10 protein-coding genes (1 of these 10 cut by a window edge) are annotated in these 16,268 nt (G+C 36.4%); 6 read left to right on the top strand and 4 right to left on the bottom strand.

Features of this window, described 5'->3' with window-relative positions; genetic code table 11:
- The first annotated feature begins 6 nt into the window (after positions 1-6).
- Positions 7-2,595, top strand: a complete 2,589-nt coding sequence (locus RBH94_RS06815) for a phosphoenolpyruvate carboxylase (protein ID WP_307883147.1) — start codon at positions 7-9, stop codon at positions 2,593-2,595.
- A gap of 277 nt (positions 2,596-2,872) precedes the next feature.
- Here RBH94_RS06815 and RBH94_RS06810 read toward each other — a convergent pair whose 3' ends face one another.
- From RBH94_RS06810 to RBH94_RS06795, 4 genes are all read right to left on the bottom strand, one after another.
- Positions 2,873-4,099, bottom strand: coding sequence for an ammonium transporter (locus RBH94_RS06810; RefSeq protein ID WP_307882947.1), 1,227 nt, complete (start codon positions 4,097-4,099; stop codon positions 2,873-2,875).
- Between the two features lie 45 nt (positions 4,100-4,144).
- Positions 4,145-4,483 (bottom strand): P-II family nitrogen regulator, encoded by a 339-nt coding sequence (locus tag RBH94_RS06805; RefSeq protein WP_188224034.1) that lies wholly within the window; start codon positions 4,481-4,483, stop codon positions 4,145-4,147.
- Between the two features lie 160 nt (positions 4,484-4,643).
- Positions 4,644-5,927, bottom strand: coding sequence for an ammonium transporter (locus tag RBH94_RS06800; protein ID WP_307882946.1), 1,284 nt, complete (start codon positions 5,925-5,927; stop codon positions 4,644-4,646).
- Between the two features lie 111 nt (positions 5,928-6,038).
- A complete protein-coding gene (locus tag RBH94_RS06795) occupies positions 6,039-7,055 on the bottom strand; it encodes an outer membrane beta-barrel protein (protein WP_307882945.1) in 1,017 nt (338 codons plus the stop codon).
- A gap of 463 nt (positions 7,056-7,518) precedes the next feature.
- On the opposite strand from RBH94_RS06795, the gene gltB reads away from it, so the two are divergent.
- The 5 genes from gltB to RBH94_RS06770 form a co-directional block, all read left to right on the top strand.
- Positions 7,519-12,033: a glutamate synthase large subunit gene (gene gltB, locus RBH94_RS06790; RefSeq protein ID WP_307882944.1), complete on the top strand. Its 4,515-nt coding sequence runs from the start codon at positions 7,519-7,521 to the stop codon at positions 12,031-12,033.
- A 5-nt stretch (positions 12,034-12,038) separates the two neighbouring features.
- Positions 12,039-13,502, top strand: coding sequence for a glutamate synthase subunit beta (locus tag RBH94_RS06785; RefSeq protein WP_307882943.1), 1,464 nt, complete (start codon positions 12,039-12,041; stop codon positions 13,500-13,502).
- Positions 13,503-13,698: 196 nt separating this feature from the next.
- Complete coding sequence (locus tag RBH94_RS06780; RefSeq protein WP_307882942.1) at positions 13,699-13,995, top strand: hypothetical protein; 297 nt, start codon at positions 13,699-13,701, stop codon at positions 13,993-13,995.
- A gap of 85 nt (positions 13,996-14,080) precedes the next feature.
- Positions 14,081-15,673: a SulP family inorganic anion transporter gene (locus tag RBH94_RS06775; RefSeq protein WP_307882941.1), complete on the top strand. Its 1,593-nt coding sequence runs from the start codon at positions 14,081-14,083 to the stop codon at positions 15,671-15,673.
- A gap of 129 nt (positions 15,674-15,802) precedes the next feature.
- Positions 15,803-16,268 carry the 5' portion of a carbonic anhydrase family protein gene (locus tag RBH94_RS06770; protein ID WP_307882940.1) on the top strand. It continues 164 nt past the right edge of the window, so only the first 466 of its 630 coding nucleotides appear in the window; the start codon lies at positions 15,803-15,805; its stop codon lies off the right edge, out of view.

Here is a 16,268-nt window from a genome sequence, read left to right as displayed (position 1 = left end):
CGATATATGTCTGTAGAACCAAAATTAACACGATTTAAGCAAAACGTATTGTCTAAATACCAAATATACAACAGTATATTTATGACCTTACCTTTTGATTCTATCACAAAAACAGGAGTCTTACTCCCATTATTTCATGAAACTTGTAGAAAAGGATTTGCAAACGGAGACGATCCGACAACCATTGTAGACACCTTCTTCAAAAAATATCAGGCAAGGCGTAATAAAGAAAGTCAAATTAATCTGTTATTCAGATTCATACAATACATAGAGCGTCAGGTTGTATTATTTGATGCTATTGAAGACGCTGCCTTCCCGATTGTAAACAACATGGAAGGTATTGGAACGCTTCGAAACCTTAAAGAGACTTCCAATTCTGAAAATAAATTAGAAGAATTACGTGCCTATTTAGAAGAATTTAAAGTGCGTATCGTATTAACAGCGCATCCAACGCAATTCTACCCGGGTTCAGTTTTAGGAATTATTACCGATTTAACCGAAGCCATTAAAAGCAACGATCTGTCTCAAATTAACAATCTATTTGGGCAGTTAGGTAAGACGCCTTTCTTTAAACATAAAAAGCCAACGCCATACGATGAAGCCATTAGCTTAATATGGTATTTAGAAAATGTATTTTACAATTCGTTTGGACAGATTTACAATTACATTCAAACCAATATTTACGACGACAGTAAAAAACATAACGAAATTATTAACATAGGCTTCTGGCCAGGTGGTGACCGTGATGGAAACCCATTTGTAAAACCAGATACTACACTTAAGGTTGCTCGTAAATTAAAACAGTCGATTTTAAAGAAATATTACGCCGATCTTAAAAGCTTAAGACGAAAATTAACGTTTAGAGGTGTTGAAGACCGCATTGTTCGTTTAGAAACGATTATCTACAATTACAGTGTAGACTTAGATACTCCAGATAAAATTTCATCGAAAGAGTTACTTACCGAGTTGTTAAGCATTAGAAAAGTAGTTGTTGAACAACACCAGTCGTTATACGAAACTGAAATTAATCAGTTAATCAATAGAATTCACATGTTCAGGTATCACTTTGCAACCCTAGATATCAGACAGGACAGTAGAATTCACCACTCGGTATTTACCAGCGTAGTAGACCATTTAATAGAAAAAGGAAGTAATTCTATACCGAGCAATTATCATGATTTAACAGAAGCTGAACAAATTGATATTTTATCGAAAGTTTCTAATGAAGATATCGATTTTAATGCCTTCGAAGACGAAATGGTTTACAATACATTAAAAACCATTGAAGCTATAAAAGAAATTCAGGCTACTAATGGTGAGCGCGGTGCTAACCGTTACATTATTAGTAACAACCAAACCGCATTAAACGTAATGCAGTTATTCGCGATGCTTAAAATGGTAGCCTTTAGCGATGACCTAACAGTTGATGTCGTACCTTTATTTGAAACCATTACCGATTTAGAAAATGCACCTGCTGTTATGGAGCAGCTTTATACTAATCCACAATACATGGCGCATTTGAAAGAAAGAGGTATGAAACAAACCATTATGCTTGGTTTCTCAGACGGAACTAAAGATGGTGGTTACTTAATGGCCAACTGGGGTATTTACAAAGCCAAAGAGCTATTAACCGAAATGTCCAGAAAATATGATGTAACAGCCATATTCTTTGACGGTCGTGGTGGACCACCAGCACGTGGAGGAGGAAAAACACATCAGTTCTACTCTTCTCTAGGCCCAACTATCGAAGACAAAGAAGTTCAGTTAACTATTCAAGGACAAACCATTAGCTCTAACTTTGGAACTTTAGATTCATCACAATATAACCTTGAGCAATTAATTAGTTCCGGTATTAAAAATAGGTTAACTGAGAAGAACAAATTATCTGAAGAAGACAGAGTTGTAATGAACGACTTAGCTGAAACCAGCTATCAGGTTTATAAAGACTTTAAAGGACACGACATGTTCATTCCGTATTTAGAGCGTATGAGTACATTAAAATACTACGCGAAAACTAATATTGGAAGTAGACCATCGAAACGTTCAAAATCAGATAAATTAATTTTCTCAGATTTAAGAGCCATTCCATTTGTAGGATCTTGGAGCCAGTTAAAACAAAACGTACCAGGATTCTTTGGGGTAGGTACAGCTTTAAAGAAATATGAAGAACGTGGAGAATTCCATAAAGTGGAACAACTTTACAACAATTCTAAATTCTTTAAAACGCTGTTAGAAAACAGTATGATGTCTCTAACCAAGTCGTTCTTCGATTTAACCAAATACATGTCTAAAGATGAAGAATTCGGCACATTCTGGAACATTATTTACACCGAATATGAGACCACTAAGGAGTTACTTTTAAAGCTAACAGGATATACGGAGTTAATGGAGAACGAACCTTCTGGTAAAGCCTCTATTGAAGTAAGAGAATCTATCGTTTTACCTTTATTAACCATCCAACAGTATGCGCTTAAGAAAATTCAGGAGTTCGATAAAGAAGGTGTTGCTGCAGATGACGAAGAAAGAAAAATTTTCGAAAAAATCGTTACACGTTCGCTTTTCGGAAACATTAACGCCAGTAGAAACTCTGCTTAACAGACAAAACAATGTTTATTTTATAGAAAAAGCCTTCGAATTCGAAGGCTTTTTCTTTTCCTAATATTAGTATACCGCCCTATTTTGATTGATTATTTCATATAATTTACGGGGATAAATGTTCTTGAGAGTATAGAAAATAACCAAAGGGACTCCGAACAAAGTTCTTCTACTACAACAATATTTCGGCAATTCATACAGCTATTAGGTATAATAAAAAAGGATAGCTTGCCAAAGACAAACCATCCTTTTTAACACTAACTAAAACGATATATAATTAGTTGTCATTTAACCTGAAATCCGGATACGCATCCATTCCATGTTCATGACCATCTAACCCTTCTACCTCTTCTTTTTCAGATACTCTAATACCCATCGTTTTCTTAAGTACATAAATGATTAAAAACGATGATACCACACAAATAGCAGCATAACAAAGTACTCCTATTAATTGTGTTAAGAAACTGTGATCTGGATTCGTAGAAAAAATTCCAACTGCTAAAGTTCCCCAAACACCACATACTAAGTGCACGGCGATAGCACCTACCGGATCATCTAATTTTAATTTGTTATCTACAAAGCTTACCGCTAAAACAATTAGTACACCAGCTATAAGTCCTATAATAATAGCACTTGTTGGCGATACAACATCAGCACCTGCAGTTATACCTACTAAACCTCCTAAAATACCATTTAAGAACATGGTTAAATCCATGTTTTTATACATGGCTGTAGACAATAACATCGCAGCTACACCACCAGCTGCCGCAGCTAAACAGGTTGTTACTAATACTAAAGACGTTAATCCTGGATCTGCTGAAAGTACCGAACCACCGTTAAATCCGAACCATCCTAACCAAAGGATTAAAACACCTGCAGTTGCCAAAGGAATACTGTGACCAGGAATCGCTTGTGCTTTCCCTTCTTTAAACTTACCAATTCTAGGACCTAATAAACAAACTGCTACTACAGCAGCCCATCCTCCAACAGAGTGTACTAATGTAGAACCTGCGAAATCATAGAATCCCATGGCATCTAAAAATCCGCCACCCCATTTCCAAGAACCAGCAATAGGATATACTAACCCTACATATATTAAAGTAAAGATCATGAATGGTACAATTTTAATACGTTCGGCTACAGCTCCAGACACAATAGTTGCTGCTGTTGCTGCAAACATCCCTTGAAATAAAAAGTCTGTCCAGTAGGTATACCCTTCATTATAGGTTAAGTCTAATGCTCCCTCAGCAGTTAATGGCGAATCTAATCCGAAACCGGCAAAACCGATAATACCGTTAAATTCTCCAGGGTACATTAAATTGAATCCCACAAGGCAATACAGTAATAAGCCTATGGTGATAATAAATATGTTTTTAAATAATATGTTTATTGTATTTTTTTGTCTAGTTAAACCAATTTCTAAACATGCAAATCCTAAGTGCATGAAAAAAACCAGTGCTGTACAGATCATCATCCATACATTATTTGTTGTAAGTAATTCCATTGTTAATTAGTTATTTTTATCCTTTTTAAGATACTTGTGCTATTATTATTTTAAGGTTTCTCCTCCTTTTTCTCCCGTTCGTATTCTGTAACATTCTGTAACGTCTGAAACAAAGATTTTACCATCACCTACTTCACCGGTTCCTGCAGAACCCAAAATAGCCTGAATGGTAGCCTCTTCAAAATCATCATTAACTACAATTGATAAATACCTACGCTGAATATCTGAAGTACTGTAAGTAATACCGCGATACACATGCCCTTCTTTTTCATTACCAATACCGGTAACATCCCAATACGAAAAGAAGTTAACTCCTACTTCATGTAATGCTTCTTTAACTACACGAAATTTAGATTTTCTAATAATTGCTTCAATTTTTTTCATAATATCTTCTTATTTGTTTAGTTAGTTAAATTTAAAAAAATATCTCTATCCATAATTTCTTCCATCCTCATAAACATTTAAAAAGATGCCTTGTTAATACAAGACATCTTTTAAACAAAACTCTAATTTCTATAAAGAAATCGTTATTATAATTTTATTCTTATTCTATTTCTCTTTGTCTCTTACCTGCGTAAGCAATAGATCCGTGCTCTGAAATATCAAGACCTGCAATCTCCTCTGCTTCTGTTACACGTAATCCCCCACAACATTTACTAATAATTGTTAGGAATACCCAAGAAGCAGCAATAGCCCAAACAGCATAAGCAACAACTCCAATAGCTTGAGCAGCTAATTGAGAAACACCTCCTCCGTTAAGGATTCCAATACCAGCATCACCATCAATACCCCAAAGACCAATCACTAAAGTCCCCCAAGCACCAGCAACACCGTGTACAGAAATAGCACCTACAGCATCGTCAATTTTTAATTTACTTTCTACAAATCCAATAGATAATACCACTAAGATACCTCCTATTAAACCAGCTAAAACAGCACCACCTTCACTCATGTTACCACAACCAGCAGTAATACTAACAAGTCCAGCAAGAGCACCATTTAAGGTCATACTTAAATTTGGTTTTCCATTTTTAATCCAAGTGAATAATAAAGCACTTAACGCACCCGCAGCAGCAGCTAAGTTAGTTACTAATACCACTTGAGAAGCAGCAGTAGCATCATCACCACCCCAAGCTAATTGAGATCCACCGTTAAATCCGAACCATCCTAACCAAAGGATAAACACCCCTAGTGTAGCATACATTTGGTTATGACCGTGCATTTCGATTGGTTTACCATTTAAGAATTTTCCAATTCTAGGTCCTACCATCCAAGCAGCAACAAGTGCAGCCCATCCACCCACAGAGTGAACGATAGAAGATCCTGCGAAATCGATAAATTCAGCTGGCATCCATTCAGCGTTTAACCATCCGCCATTCCATTCCCAACCACCTGCGATTGGATAAATAAGCGCGGTTAAAACGATACTAAAAATTGCATACGTTGTATACTTTGTTCTTCCTGCTATTGCTCCAGATACAATAGTTGCAGCTGTAGCGGCGAATACCGTTTGGAAGAATAAATCGGCAGCACCTTGAGAGAAGGTAAAACCACCCCAGTGGAAGAACCCACCACCCGAAACATCAGCTCCGTACATTAACGAATACCCGATAAACCAGAAGGCCAACGAACCAACAGCGATGTCAAGGAAGTTTTTCATTGCAATGTTTACGGCATTCTTAGAATCTGTCATACCAGACTCTACTAAGAAAAATCCTGCTTGCATAAAAAATACTAAGATACCCGAGATAAGCATCCATAGCATCCCCATATCGCCTTCAATCGCGGCGGTATCCTGAATTAAAAGAGGCATGTTTAATAAAGACATATTATATAATTTTTAAGGGTTAGATTGTTTTAGAGGGCGAAGCAAGTTGGTTAGTTAGTGTGTACCCCACCCTCCTTATAGTTTATTTAAAATTTATTGCATGCTTTTAAATTAGAATGAATAGATGGCTGCAAGCGTGAAAGCAGCTAAGCTATCAGTACCAACACCATCACTATCAATAAAGTTCCCGTAGAACTGACCATCATCTTGATTAGTTAAAGCATCTAATCTAAGTTCTGGCTTGATAATTAAATTTTCAATTGTATAACTTCCAGTTAAAGTAGTTGCAAACACAGAAGGTAAATCGTCTCCATCACCGTGAATAGCAAAATACTCACCTCTTAAACCAATACTAAAAGAATCGCTTGTTGCTAACTGTGGGTAAAGTGCTGCACCGTAGAAACCAGAACCATCATTATCGTTATAAGCAGCGTTGATTCCTAAATAAAAAGCATCAGATACGTCGAAACCACCAGTATAGTCGATTTCAAATCCTAAACCACCGTGCTCTCCACTATCGTAGTATAAATTAAGGAACTGTCCTGAATACCCTAACTGAGCACCAAATGCATACTCACCAGTCATAGAAGTATCGTTAGTATCCCATGGATTAGTTACTGCTAACATTAAGCTAAAGTCATCAGATAAAGCAAAGTCAGCTTTTAAACCCATATGAGAGAATGGTCCGCTTGAGAATAAATAAGAACAGCTGTAGTTAAAGTTAGCTGCCGGAGCAATAACTTCGTATCCTAAAAATGTATTCCATCTACCAAATGTTAAAGTAGTTTTATCAGAAACATTCCAGTAAACGTAAGCCTGATTTACAATTCCATCAACAATATCTGAAGCAAAAGTAGCACCAGCACCTCTTGGTCCTGTAACTAAATCAAGAACAGCACCTACTTTTTCACCTTCGTAGCTCGCTATTAAGTTACCCATACCTAAAGCAAAACCAGATTTACCTGCGAAAGCAGTACCAAAAGTAGCACCTTCATTATCTGGAGCTGTTAAATATGTTTGATAGTAAGCATCTACGCTACCACTCAAACTGAATTTAGAAGTAGATTCTTCCTGAGCAAACAATGACGTAGCCGCAAAAAGCATTGAAAGAGTAAGTAATTTTTTCATAATGTTTAATTTAAGTTATTAATTTTTTGGTTAATTTTTTCCTTAAGAACGCCGTAAAACTATGTGAAAAAATATTAACCCCCATAAAAAAAGGGGGTATAACTTAAACTTTTGTTAATATTTTAATTTTATCCCTTTTTTTTTACGGGTACCATTTTATTTTTTTGATTTTTTTGAATTTTAACAACTCTATCAATTGAATTATCATCAATATTTACTAGTTTTTTATGTGTTAAATTCTATTTATCGAAATATTCATTAAAATAATTTCAAGAATCTCAATTAAACACTGATAATAACGCTTTGAATATTTATTAAAAAACGCCAAATTTATTAACATATAATTATTTTTATCTTGACTTATCTCCTAATATCGAAATAATGAAATAGCCATTATTTTTATTTAAAATCTATACATATATTCGCTTATTAAGTCACTTTTCAAAACCAAAATTTGTTGATTATGCTGAAGAAACAAGGAATGTATTTACCTGAGTTTGAACATGAAAATTGTGGGGCTGGTTTTATTTGTAATCTTAAAGGAGAGAAAACAAATCAAATTATTCACGATGCATTAGAAATTCTTGTAAAACTAGAACATAGAGGAGGCGTTAGTGCCGATGGAAAAACTGGAGATGGAGCCGGTTTGTTGATAGATATTCCTCATGATTATTTTAAGCGTGTATGCAGCTTTAGTTTACCAGAGCAAAGAGAGTATGCCGTAGGTATGGTTTTTTTACCAAAAAACACCAACCAATATAAGTTCTGTAAAGATATTTTCGAGAAAGAAATAAAAGCACAAGGTCTATCTATTTTAGGATGGCGTAAAGTCCCTGTAGATTCTTCTCAGTTAGGAGAAATTGCCTTAGCTTCAGAACCTAATATCGAGCAATTATTTATCGGGAAAACTGAGGATATTTCAGAAGATATTTTCAAAGCAAAACTATATGCGGCTCGTAAAATTACTGAGCACACTATTAGAACATCAAAAATATCTGAAAGTGGTTATTTTTATATTCCAAGTTTATCAACTACAACATTGATATATAAAGGAATTATTATGCCCGAAGATATCGGACCTTACTATACCGATTTACAACAAATCGATTTAGTAACCCGTTTAGCTTTGGTACACCAGCGTTTCTCAACCAATACCATGCCGACATGGGAACTGGCACAGCCATTCCGTTTTATGTGTCAGAATGGTGAGATTAACACCCTTCGTGGCAACGTAAGTAGAATGCGTGTTCGTGAAGAAATCATGAAGAGCGAAGTATTTGGTCCGCAAATAGATAAATTATTCCCAATCATATTACCAGGAAAGTCAGATTCGGCTTCTATGGATATGGTGGTTGAATTATTAACACACACCGGAAGATCGTTACCAGAAATCATGATGATGATGATTCCTGAGGCATGGGAAAAACACAAAACCATGTCGCCAGAGCGTAAAGCATTCTACGAATATAATGCTTGCATCATGGAGCCTTGGGACGGACCTGCTTCGGTACCATTTACCGATGGAGATTACATTGGAGCGCTTCTTGACCGTAACGGATTAAGGCCATCGCGTTACACCGTAACAAAAAGTGGTAAATTAATCATGTCTTCTGAAGTTGGTGTTGTAGACATCGAACCAGACGATATTAAAGAACACGGTCGTTTAGAACCAGGAAAAATGTTCTTGGTAGACATGAATGAAGGTCGTATTGTAAGTGACGAAGAAATTAAAAATAAAATCGTTTCAGAACGTCCTTACCAGGAATGGTTAAACAAAACCAGACTTCATTTAAGAGACGTACCGTACACCAACGAAACTTGTCCGATTGAGACCATAGACATTAAAACAAGACAACGTTTATTCAACTACACGTTCGAAGACATACAAGAGGTAATCACCCCAATGGCCGTAGCAGGAAAAGAAGCCTTAGGATCTATGGGTATCGATACGCCTTTAGCCGTATTATCAGACCGACCTCAATTAATTTCAAATTACTTTAAACAATTATTCGCACAGGTAACCAATCCTCCATTGGATGGGATTCGCGAGGAAATTGTAACAGATATTGCCTTAAACTTAGGTAAAGACCGTAATATTTTCAGCATTACAGAAAGACAATGTAGAAAATTACGCATTCAGAATCCGGTCATTTCAAATGCCGATTTAGAAAAAATAAGAACCATTTCTATTGAAGGATTTAAAGCTGAAACGATTCACATGCTTTATCCTAAAAACCAAGGATTAAACGGTTTAGAAAATGCTTTAGAAGACATTATTATACAAGTAACTAAAGCCTTAGAAACCGGAGCTAACATCATCATCTTATCAGATAGAGGTGTTAATAAAGATTTTGCTCCAATCCCTGCACTATTGGCATGTTCTTATGTAAATCACCAGATGAACCGTTTACGTAAGCGTTCTAATTTCGATATCATTATCGAATCGGCAGAACCTCGTGAACCGCATCATTTCGCAACCTTATTTGGTTATGGAGCTAGTGCTATTAACCCATACATGGTTAACGAAATTATAAGAATGCAGGTAAAAGAAGGCTTTATCGAAAATCTAGATGAAGAAAAAGCTGTTGAGAATTTCAACAAAGCTATCGGTAAAGGACTTCTTAAAATTATGAACAAAATTGGAATCTCTACTTTACACTCGTACAGAGGTTCGCAAATTTTCGAAATTGTTGGTTTCAACTCTCAATTCGTTGAAAAATATTTCCCTTACACGGCTTCAAGAATTGAAGGTATCGGACTTTACGAAATTGAAAAAGAAATCACCGAACGTTATAAACAAGCCTATCCAGATAACCTAATCGATAAAAAATTAGGTTTAAATATTGGTGGCGATTACCGTTGGAGACGTAATGGCGAGCGCCATATGTTTAACCCAACAACCGTGGCTAAATTACAACAAGCTGTTCGCTTAAGTGACCAAAAGAGTTACGATGTTTACTCTAAAGCGATCAACGAGCAAGCTGAAAATTTAATGACCATTCGTGGCTTATTTGAATTCGATAATTTAGACCCGATTCCTTTAGAAGAAGTAGAGCCTTGGACAGAAATCGTGAAACGTTTTAAAACCGGCGCAATGTCTTACGGGTCTATTTCAAGAGAAGCTCACGAAAACTTAGCTATCGCGATGAACCGTATTGGTGGTAAATCAAACTCTGGAGAAGGTGGAGAAGACAGACGTCGTTTCCATCCAGATGTAAACGGCGATAGCCGTAACTCAGCCATCAAACAGGTTGCATCAGGACGTTTTGGGGTAACATCGCATTACTTAACTAATGCAAGAGAGATTCAAATTAAAATGGCACAAGGAGCGAAACCTGGTGAAGGTGGACAGCTGCCTGGTGAAAAAGTGTTACCTTGGATTGCCTCTGCTCGTAACTCGACGCCTTTTGTTGGATTAATTTCACCACCACCGCATCACGACATTTACTCAATCGAGGATTTAGCGCAGCTTATTTTCGACTTGAAAAATGCAAACAGAGAAGCGCGTGTTAACGTAAAATTAGTATCAGAAGTTGGTGTTGGTACCATTGCTGCTGGTGTTGCAAAAGCTAAAGCTGATGTGGTATTGATTTCAGGATACGATGGTGGTACAGGAGCCTCTCCTTTAACCTCATTAAAACATGCAGGTTTACCTTGGGAGCTTGGTTTAGCTGAAGCACAACAAACATTAGTTCTTAACAACTTACGTAGTCGTATTGTAGTTGAGTGTGACGGACAGTTAAAAACTGGTCGTGATGTTGCTATTGCCGCTTTATTAGGTGCCGAAGAATTTGGTTTTGCTACGGCTCCGCTAGTAGCTTCAGGATGTATCATGATGCGTAAGTGTCACCTAAATACATGTCCTGTAGGTATTGCAACTCAAGACAAAGAATTACGTAAAAACTTTAAAGGTACGCCAGAACACGTGATTAACTTCTTCTATTATGTAGCTGAAGAATTAAGAGCAATTATGGCACAATTAGGATTTAGAACACTAGCCGAAATGGTTGGTCAGACTCATAAAATCAACGCCAATAAAGCCATTACACACTATAAAGCAAAAGGTTTAGATTTATCTGCTATTCTTCACAGACCAGAAGCTTACAGTAAAATGACCGTGAGAAACACTGAAAAACAAGACCATCATTTAGATGAAGTTTTAGATTTCACCATTTTAAAAGATTCTCACAGAGCTTTATACAGAAAAGAGAAAATGGATTTAACTTACCCTATTCACAACACCGATCGTACTGTTGGAGCGATTGTAAGTAATGAAATCTCTAAAATATACGGACACTTAGGTTTACCTGAAGATACTTTAAACATCAACTTTACAGGATCGGCAGGACAAAGTTTCGGAGCTTTCGGTGCCCACGGTTTAACCTTTAAATTAGAAGGAAACACCAATGATTATTTAGGTAAAGGATTATCTGGTGCTAAATTAATAGTTAAGAAACCTGCTAAAGCCGACTTTATTGCAGAAAACAACATTATTGTTGGTAACGTTTGTTTATTCGGAGCTATTGAAGGTGAAGCTTACATTAACGGTATTGCTGGAGAACGTTTCGCTGTAAGAAATTCAGGAGCAAGAGCCGTTGTTGAAGGTGTTGGAGATCACTGTTGTGAATATATGACCGGAGGTCGCGTAGTTGTTCTTGGTAAAACAGGAAGAAATTTCGCTGCTGGTATGAGTGGTGGTATTGCTTACGTTTACGATCCGGAGAACAAGTTCACTAACGGGTTATGTAACACAGAGACCATTGAATTTGAAACGCTGTCTTCTGAAGATCAAACCGAATTGAAATCAATGATCCAAAAGCACGTAGCCTATACCGATAGTAATAAAGGGAAAGCCCTTCTTGAAGATTGGGACAACAGCTTAGCAAACTTTGTAAAAGTAATGCCTACGGAATACAAACGTGCACTTAAGCGTTTAGAGACTGAAGAACAAATGGTAGAAGAATTAACAACAGCATAATTGTCATGGGAAAAGTAACAGGATTTAAAGAATTTGAAAGACAAGATGAAAGCTACACGCCTGTAAAAGACCGTGTGCAACACTATAAAGAATTTACAGTGCCTTTAAGCGAAGCCGAAGTTACAAAACAAGGTTCTCGCTGTATGGATTGTGGAATTCCATTTTGCCACAGTGGTTGTCCACTTGGTAACTTAATTCCAGATTTTAACCACATGGTACACCAGGGTGAGTGGCAAAAAGCCTCTTGGTTATTACACTCAACCAATAACTTCCCGGAGTTTACGGGTCGTTTATGCCCTGCTCCTTGCGAAAAATCATGCGTATTAGGTATTATTGAAGATCCAATTTCAATTGAAAATATTGAAAAGAATATTGTAGAACGCGCGTTTAAAGAAGGTTGGATAAAACCACAGCCACCAAAAACAAGAACAGGTAAAACCGTTGCCGTTGTCGGATCTGGACCTGCAGGTTTAGCCACTGCACAACAATTAAACAGAGCGGGACACACTGTTACTGTTTTTGAACGTGACGATGAAGTTGGTGGTTTATTACGCTACGGTATTCCTAATTTTAAATTAGAAAAAGAAGTTATAGACCGCCGTGTAGCCATCTTAAAAGCTGAAGGTATTACTTTTAAAACGAACGTTAATGTTGGTGTAAATTATGAAGTTGAAAAACTTCATGAGTTTGATGCCGTGGTCCTTTGTGGTGGAGCAACTAAAAGACGTAGTTTACCTACTCCAGGAATTGATGCCGATGGTGTAGTACAAGCTATGGATTTCTTAACGCAACAAACCAAAGTATTATTTGGTAAAGAAGTTAAAGATCAGGTAATGGCTACTGATAAAGACGTTATTGTCATTGGTGGTGGAGATACTGGTTCAGATTGTATTGGTACATCCAACCGTCACGGAGCCAAATCGGTAACAAACTTTGAAATTATGCCGAAACCTCCAGGCCACCGTTCTCCTTCAACACCGTGGCCTTACTGGCCATTACAATTAAAAACATCGTCTTCTCATGAGGAAGGTGTTGAACGTAACTGGTTGATTAACACTAAAGAATTCGTAACGGATAAAAACGGTAAATTAACCGCTTTAAAAACGGTAAACGTAGAATGGAAAATGGTTCCTGGTGAACGCCCTCAATTAATAGAAATTGAAGGTACAGAGAAAACATGGCCTTGCGACTTAGCGCTATTAGCACTTGGATTCACTGGTCCTGAAGCTACAATTGCAGAACAATTAGGCATTGAAACAGATGCGCATTCTAATTACAAAGCAGAATACGGTAAATACCAAACCAATATTCCGAACATCTTCACAGCCGGAGATATGCGTCGTGGACAATCATTAATTGTTTGGGCAATTTCTGAAGGTAGAGAAGCTGCTAGACAAGTTGATCTTTATTTAATGGGTAAATCAGATTTACCGACCAAAGATGCTTCTGGAGATTTAGTAGCACTTTAATTATCAACATATTAAAAATTCAAACAACCCTCTTGTAGTTAACTTCAAGAGGGTTTTATTTATCACTTCTTCATAATTTATAAGTTTATATTTCCATATTTTTAAAAATTTAAACATTTTATAGCATTTTTAAAAAAATTTCACTTCTAAAACAAGACAGAATATTATATTTGTTTATAACAACAATACTGTCTGTATGTTTAAAAGAGCAATTGCAATATGTTTTACAACCATATTCATGACGTTAATTATGGCGCCATCGGTAATTGTTGTATTAGATGATACAATTGACACCTCAGTCTTTTATGCTATGGCAGAAGAAGAAGAAAGCGGTAAATGCAAAAGTTTAGTATCTCCATTTTCAATGCAAACTCACGATGGACTTGCTCACTACTTAATCAATAATACCCCTTGTTACACTTATCGTTTTAAAAGCTACCCAAAACCACATTTAAATTTGGTTTATCCCCCTCCTGAATTCCATATATTATAATAACGTCTTGAACTTAAAAGTTCTACCCTATCCTAAATATTAACGCATTCTGACTTAACCGTCAGGAAAAAAATTATTAACGAGTATGTTTAAAAATTTAAAAAGCGACTTGCCTGCAAGTATCGTTGTATTCTTTGTAGCATTACCCTTGTGTTTGGGTATTGCATTAGCCAGTGGCGCTCCTCTGTTTTCTGGATTAATAGCTGGTATTGTAGGAGGAATTGTTGTAGGGGCTTTAAGTGGCTCCAAAATTGGTGTTAGCGGTCCTGCAGCTGGTTTAGCAGCAATAGTATTAACCGCCATTGGAAGTCTTGGTGGCTATCAAAACTTTTTAGTTGCTGTCGTTATAGCCGGAATCATTCAAATTGTATTTGGTATTTTAAAAGCCGGAGTTATTGGTTACTATTTCCCTTCTTCTGTAATTAAGGGTATGCTTACTGGTATTGGTATCATAATTATTTTAAAACAAATCCCACATTTTTTTGGTTACGATTCCGAGCCTGAAGGTGCCGATAGTTTTATTGAAGCTTCAGGAGAAAATACGTTTTCTGCCATTCTTCATATTGTAGACAATATTACTATAGGATCAATGATTATAGGTTTTATTGGCTTAGGCATTATACTCTTATGGGACAAAGTTCTGGCTAAGAAAGCCAAATTCTTTCAGGTCATTCAAGGGCCATTAGTAGCTGTAGTGGTTGGTATAATTTATGTCGTTCTTACCTCTGGTTCTGATAGTTTATCCATTCTTGACAAACATCTGGTAAGTGTTCCTGTGCCGGAAGACACAACCTCATTTTTAAATCAATTTAGCTTCCCTAATTTTTCAGCCATTACAAACACAGAAGTTTGGATTGTAGCGTTTACTATGGCATTAGTAGCCAGTTTGGAGACCCTCTTATGTGTTGAAGCAACCGACAAATTAGACCCTCATAAAAATGTAACACCAACCAACCGGGAATTATTAGCTCAAGGTACAGGGAACATTATTTCTGGGTTAATTGGTGGTTTACCTATTACTCAGGTTATCGTAAGAAGTTCTGCCAATATTCAATCTGGAGGTAGAACAAAATTATCTGCTATAATTCATGGGTTCTTCCTTCTTATTTCTGTGATATTGATTCCTCGATTATTAAACCTAATACCGTTATCCGTTTTAGCGGCAATCTTATTAGTTGTCGGCTATAAATTAGCCAAACCATCACTATTTAAAATCATGTATGGTTTAGGTTGGAAACAATGGTTACCATTCATTACAACCGTAGTAGGAATCGTTTTTACAGATTTACTAATTGGTATCAGTTTAGGACTTCTGGTAGGTATTGTAGTGGTTTTATTAAAAAGTTACCAAAACTCACATTTCCTTCATATAGAAGATAACAATAACGGTAAACACCAAATTAAAATGACCTTAGCCGAAGAAGTTACCTTCTTTAACAAAGGAGCTATTCTTAAGGAATTAGACAGACTACCAAAAGACACGTATCTGGAAATTAATTTAATTAAAACTCGCTATCTAGATAACGATGTTATAGAAATACTAGAGGACTTTTTACTAATAGCAGAAGAAAGAAACATAGATATTAAACTGGTTTCTAAACGTGGGGTTGTAGAAAATCCCGCTAGTTTTATTCATTTCTTTAACGAAAGACCTAAATCTGATTTAAGCCTAAGTTAGGTCCAATTGCCAAAGCAAATATAAAGCCTTAAATTTAGCCTGTTTATAACAACATTTTAAATATAACATCAATTTCAAAGCTATATTATTTGCTTGAAAACAACATATCACTAAAACGTTTAAAACATTATGAAAGCACATACAAAAGAAACTCAAGCAACAATGACCCCAGAAAAGTCATTGCTATTCTTAAAGGAGGGAAACCTTAGGTTTCAACAAAACCTTAAAGCTAATAGAAACCTTTTAGAACAGGTAAACGATACGAGCGAAGGACAATTTCCGTTTGCAACTATCTTAAGCTGTATTGACTCCAGAGTATCAGCAGAATTAGTTTTTGACCAAGGCCTTGGAGATATTTTTAGTGTTCGTATTGCTGGAAATTTTGTAAACGAAGACATTTTGGGAAGCATGGAGTTTGCTTGTAAATTAGCAGGAACTAAACTTATCGTAGTACTTGGACACACTAGCTGTGGGGCCGTAAAAGGTGCTTGCGACGATGCTAAACTAGGCAACTTAACAAACATGTTAGCGAAAATAAAACCTGCTGTTGATGCTATAACAGAACCAACGGACGCAAGTTTAAGAAACTCTAAAA

Origin of the sequence: Aestuariibaculum sp. YM273, assembly GCF_030908365.1 — a bacterium.
In the GTDB taxonomy this organism is placed as follows: Bacteria; Bacteroidota; Bacteroidia; order Flavobacteriales; family Flavobacteriaceae; genus Aestuariibaculum; species Aestuariibaculum marinum.
This window is presented reverse-complemented; position numbering and strand designations above follow the sequence as displayed.

What these genes read in the sequence shown, in the direction of transcription:
- RBH94_RS06815 (WP_307883147.1), top strand. Translation starts at nt 7, where the DNA reads ATGTCTGTAGAACCAAAATTAACACGATTTAAGCAAAACGTATTGTCT.
- RBH94_RS06795 (WP_307882945.1), bottom strand. Translation starts at nt 7,055, where the DNA reads ATGAAAAAATTACTTACTCTTTCAATGCTTTTTGCGGCTACGTCATTG.
- RBH94_RS06780 (WP_307882942.1), top strand. Translation starts at nt 13,699, where the DNA reads ATGTTTAAAAGAGCAATTGCAATATGTTTTACAACCATATTCATGACG.
- RBH94_RS06810 (WP_307882947.1), bottom strand. Translation starts at nt 4,099, where the DNA reads ATGGAATTACTTACAACAAATAATGTATGGATGATGATCTGTACAGCA.
- RBH94_RS06775 (WP_307882941.1), top strand. Translation starts at nt 14,081, where the DNA reads ATGTTTAAAAATTTAAAAAGCGACTTGCCTGCAAGTATCGTTGTATTC.
- gltB (WP_307882944.1), top strand. Translation starts at nt 7,519, where the DNA reads ATGCTGAAGAAACAAGGAATGTATTTACCTGAGTTTGAACATGAAAAT.
- RBH94_RS06805 (WP_188224034.1), bottom strand. Translation starts at nt 4,483, where the DNA reads ATGAAAAAAATTGAAGCAATTATTAGAAAATCTAAATTTCGTGTAGTT.
- RBH94_RS06800 (WP_307882946.1), bottom strand. Translation starts at nt 5,927, where the DNA reads ATGTCTTTATTAAACATGCCTCTTTTAATTCAGGATACCGCCGCGATT.
- RBH94_RS06785 (WP_307882943.1), top strand. Translation starts at nt 12,039, where the DNA reads ATGGGAAAAGTAACAGGATTTAAAGAATTTGAAAGACAAGATGAAAGC.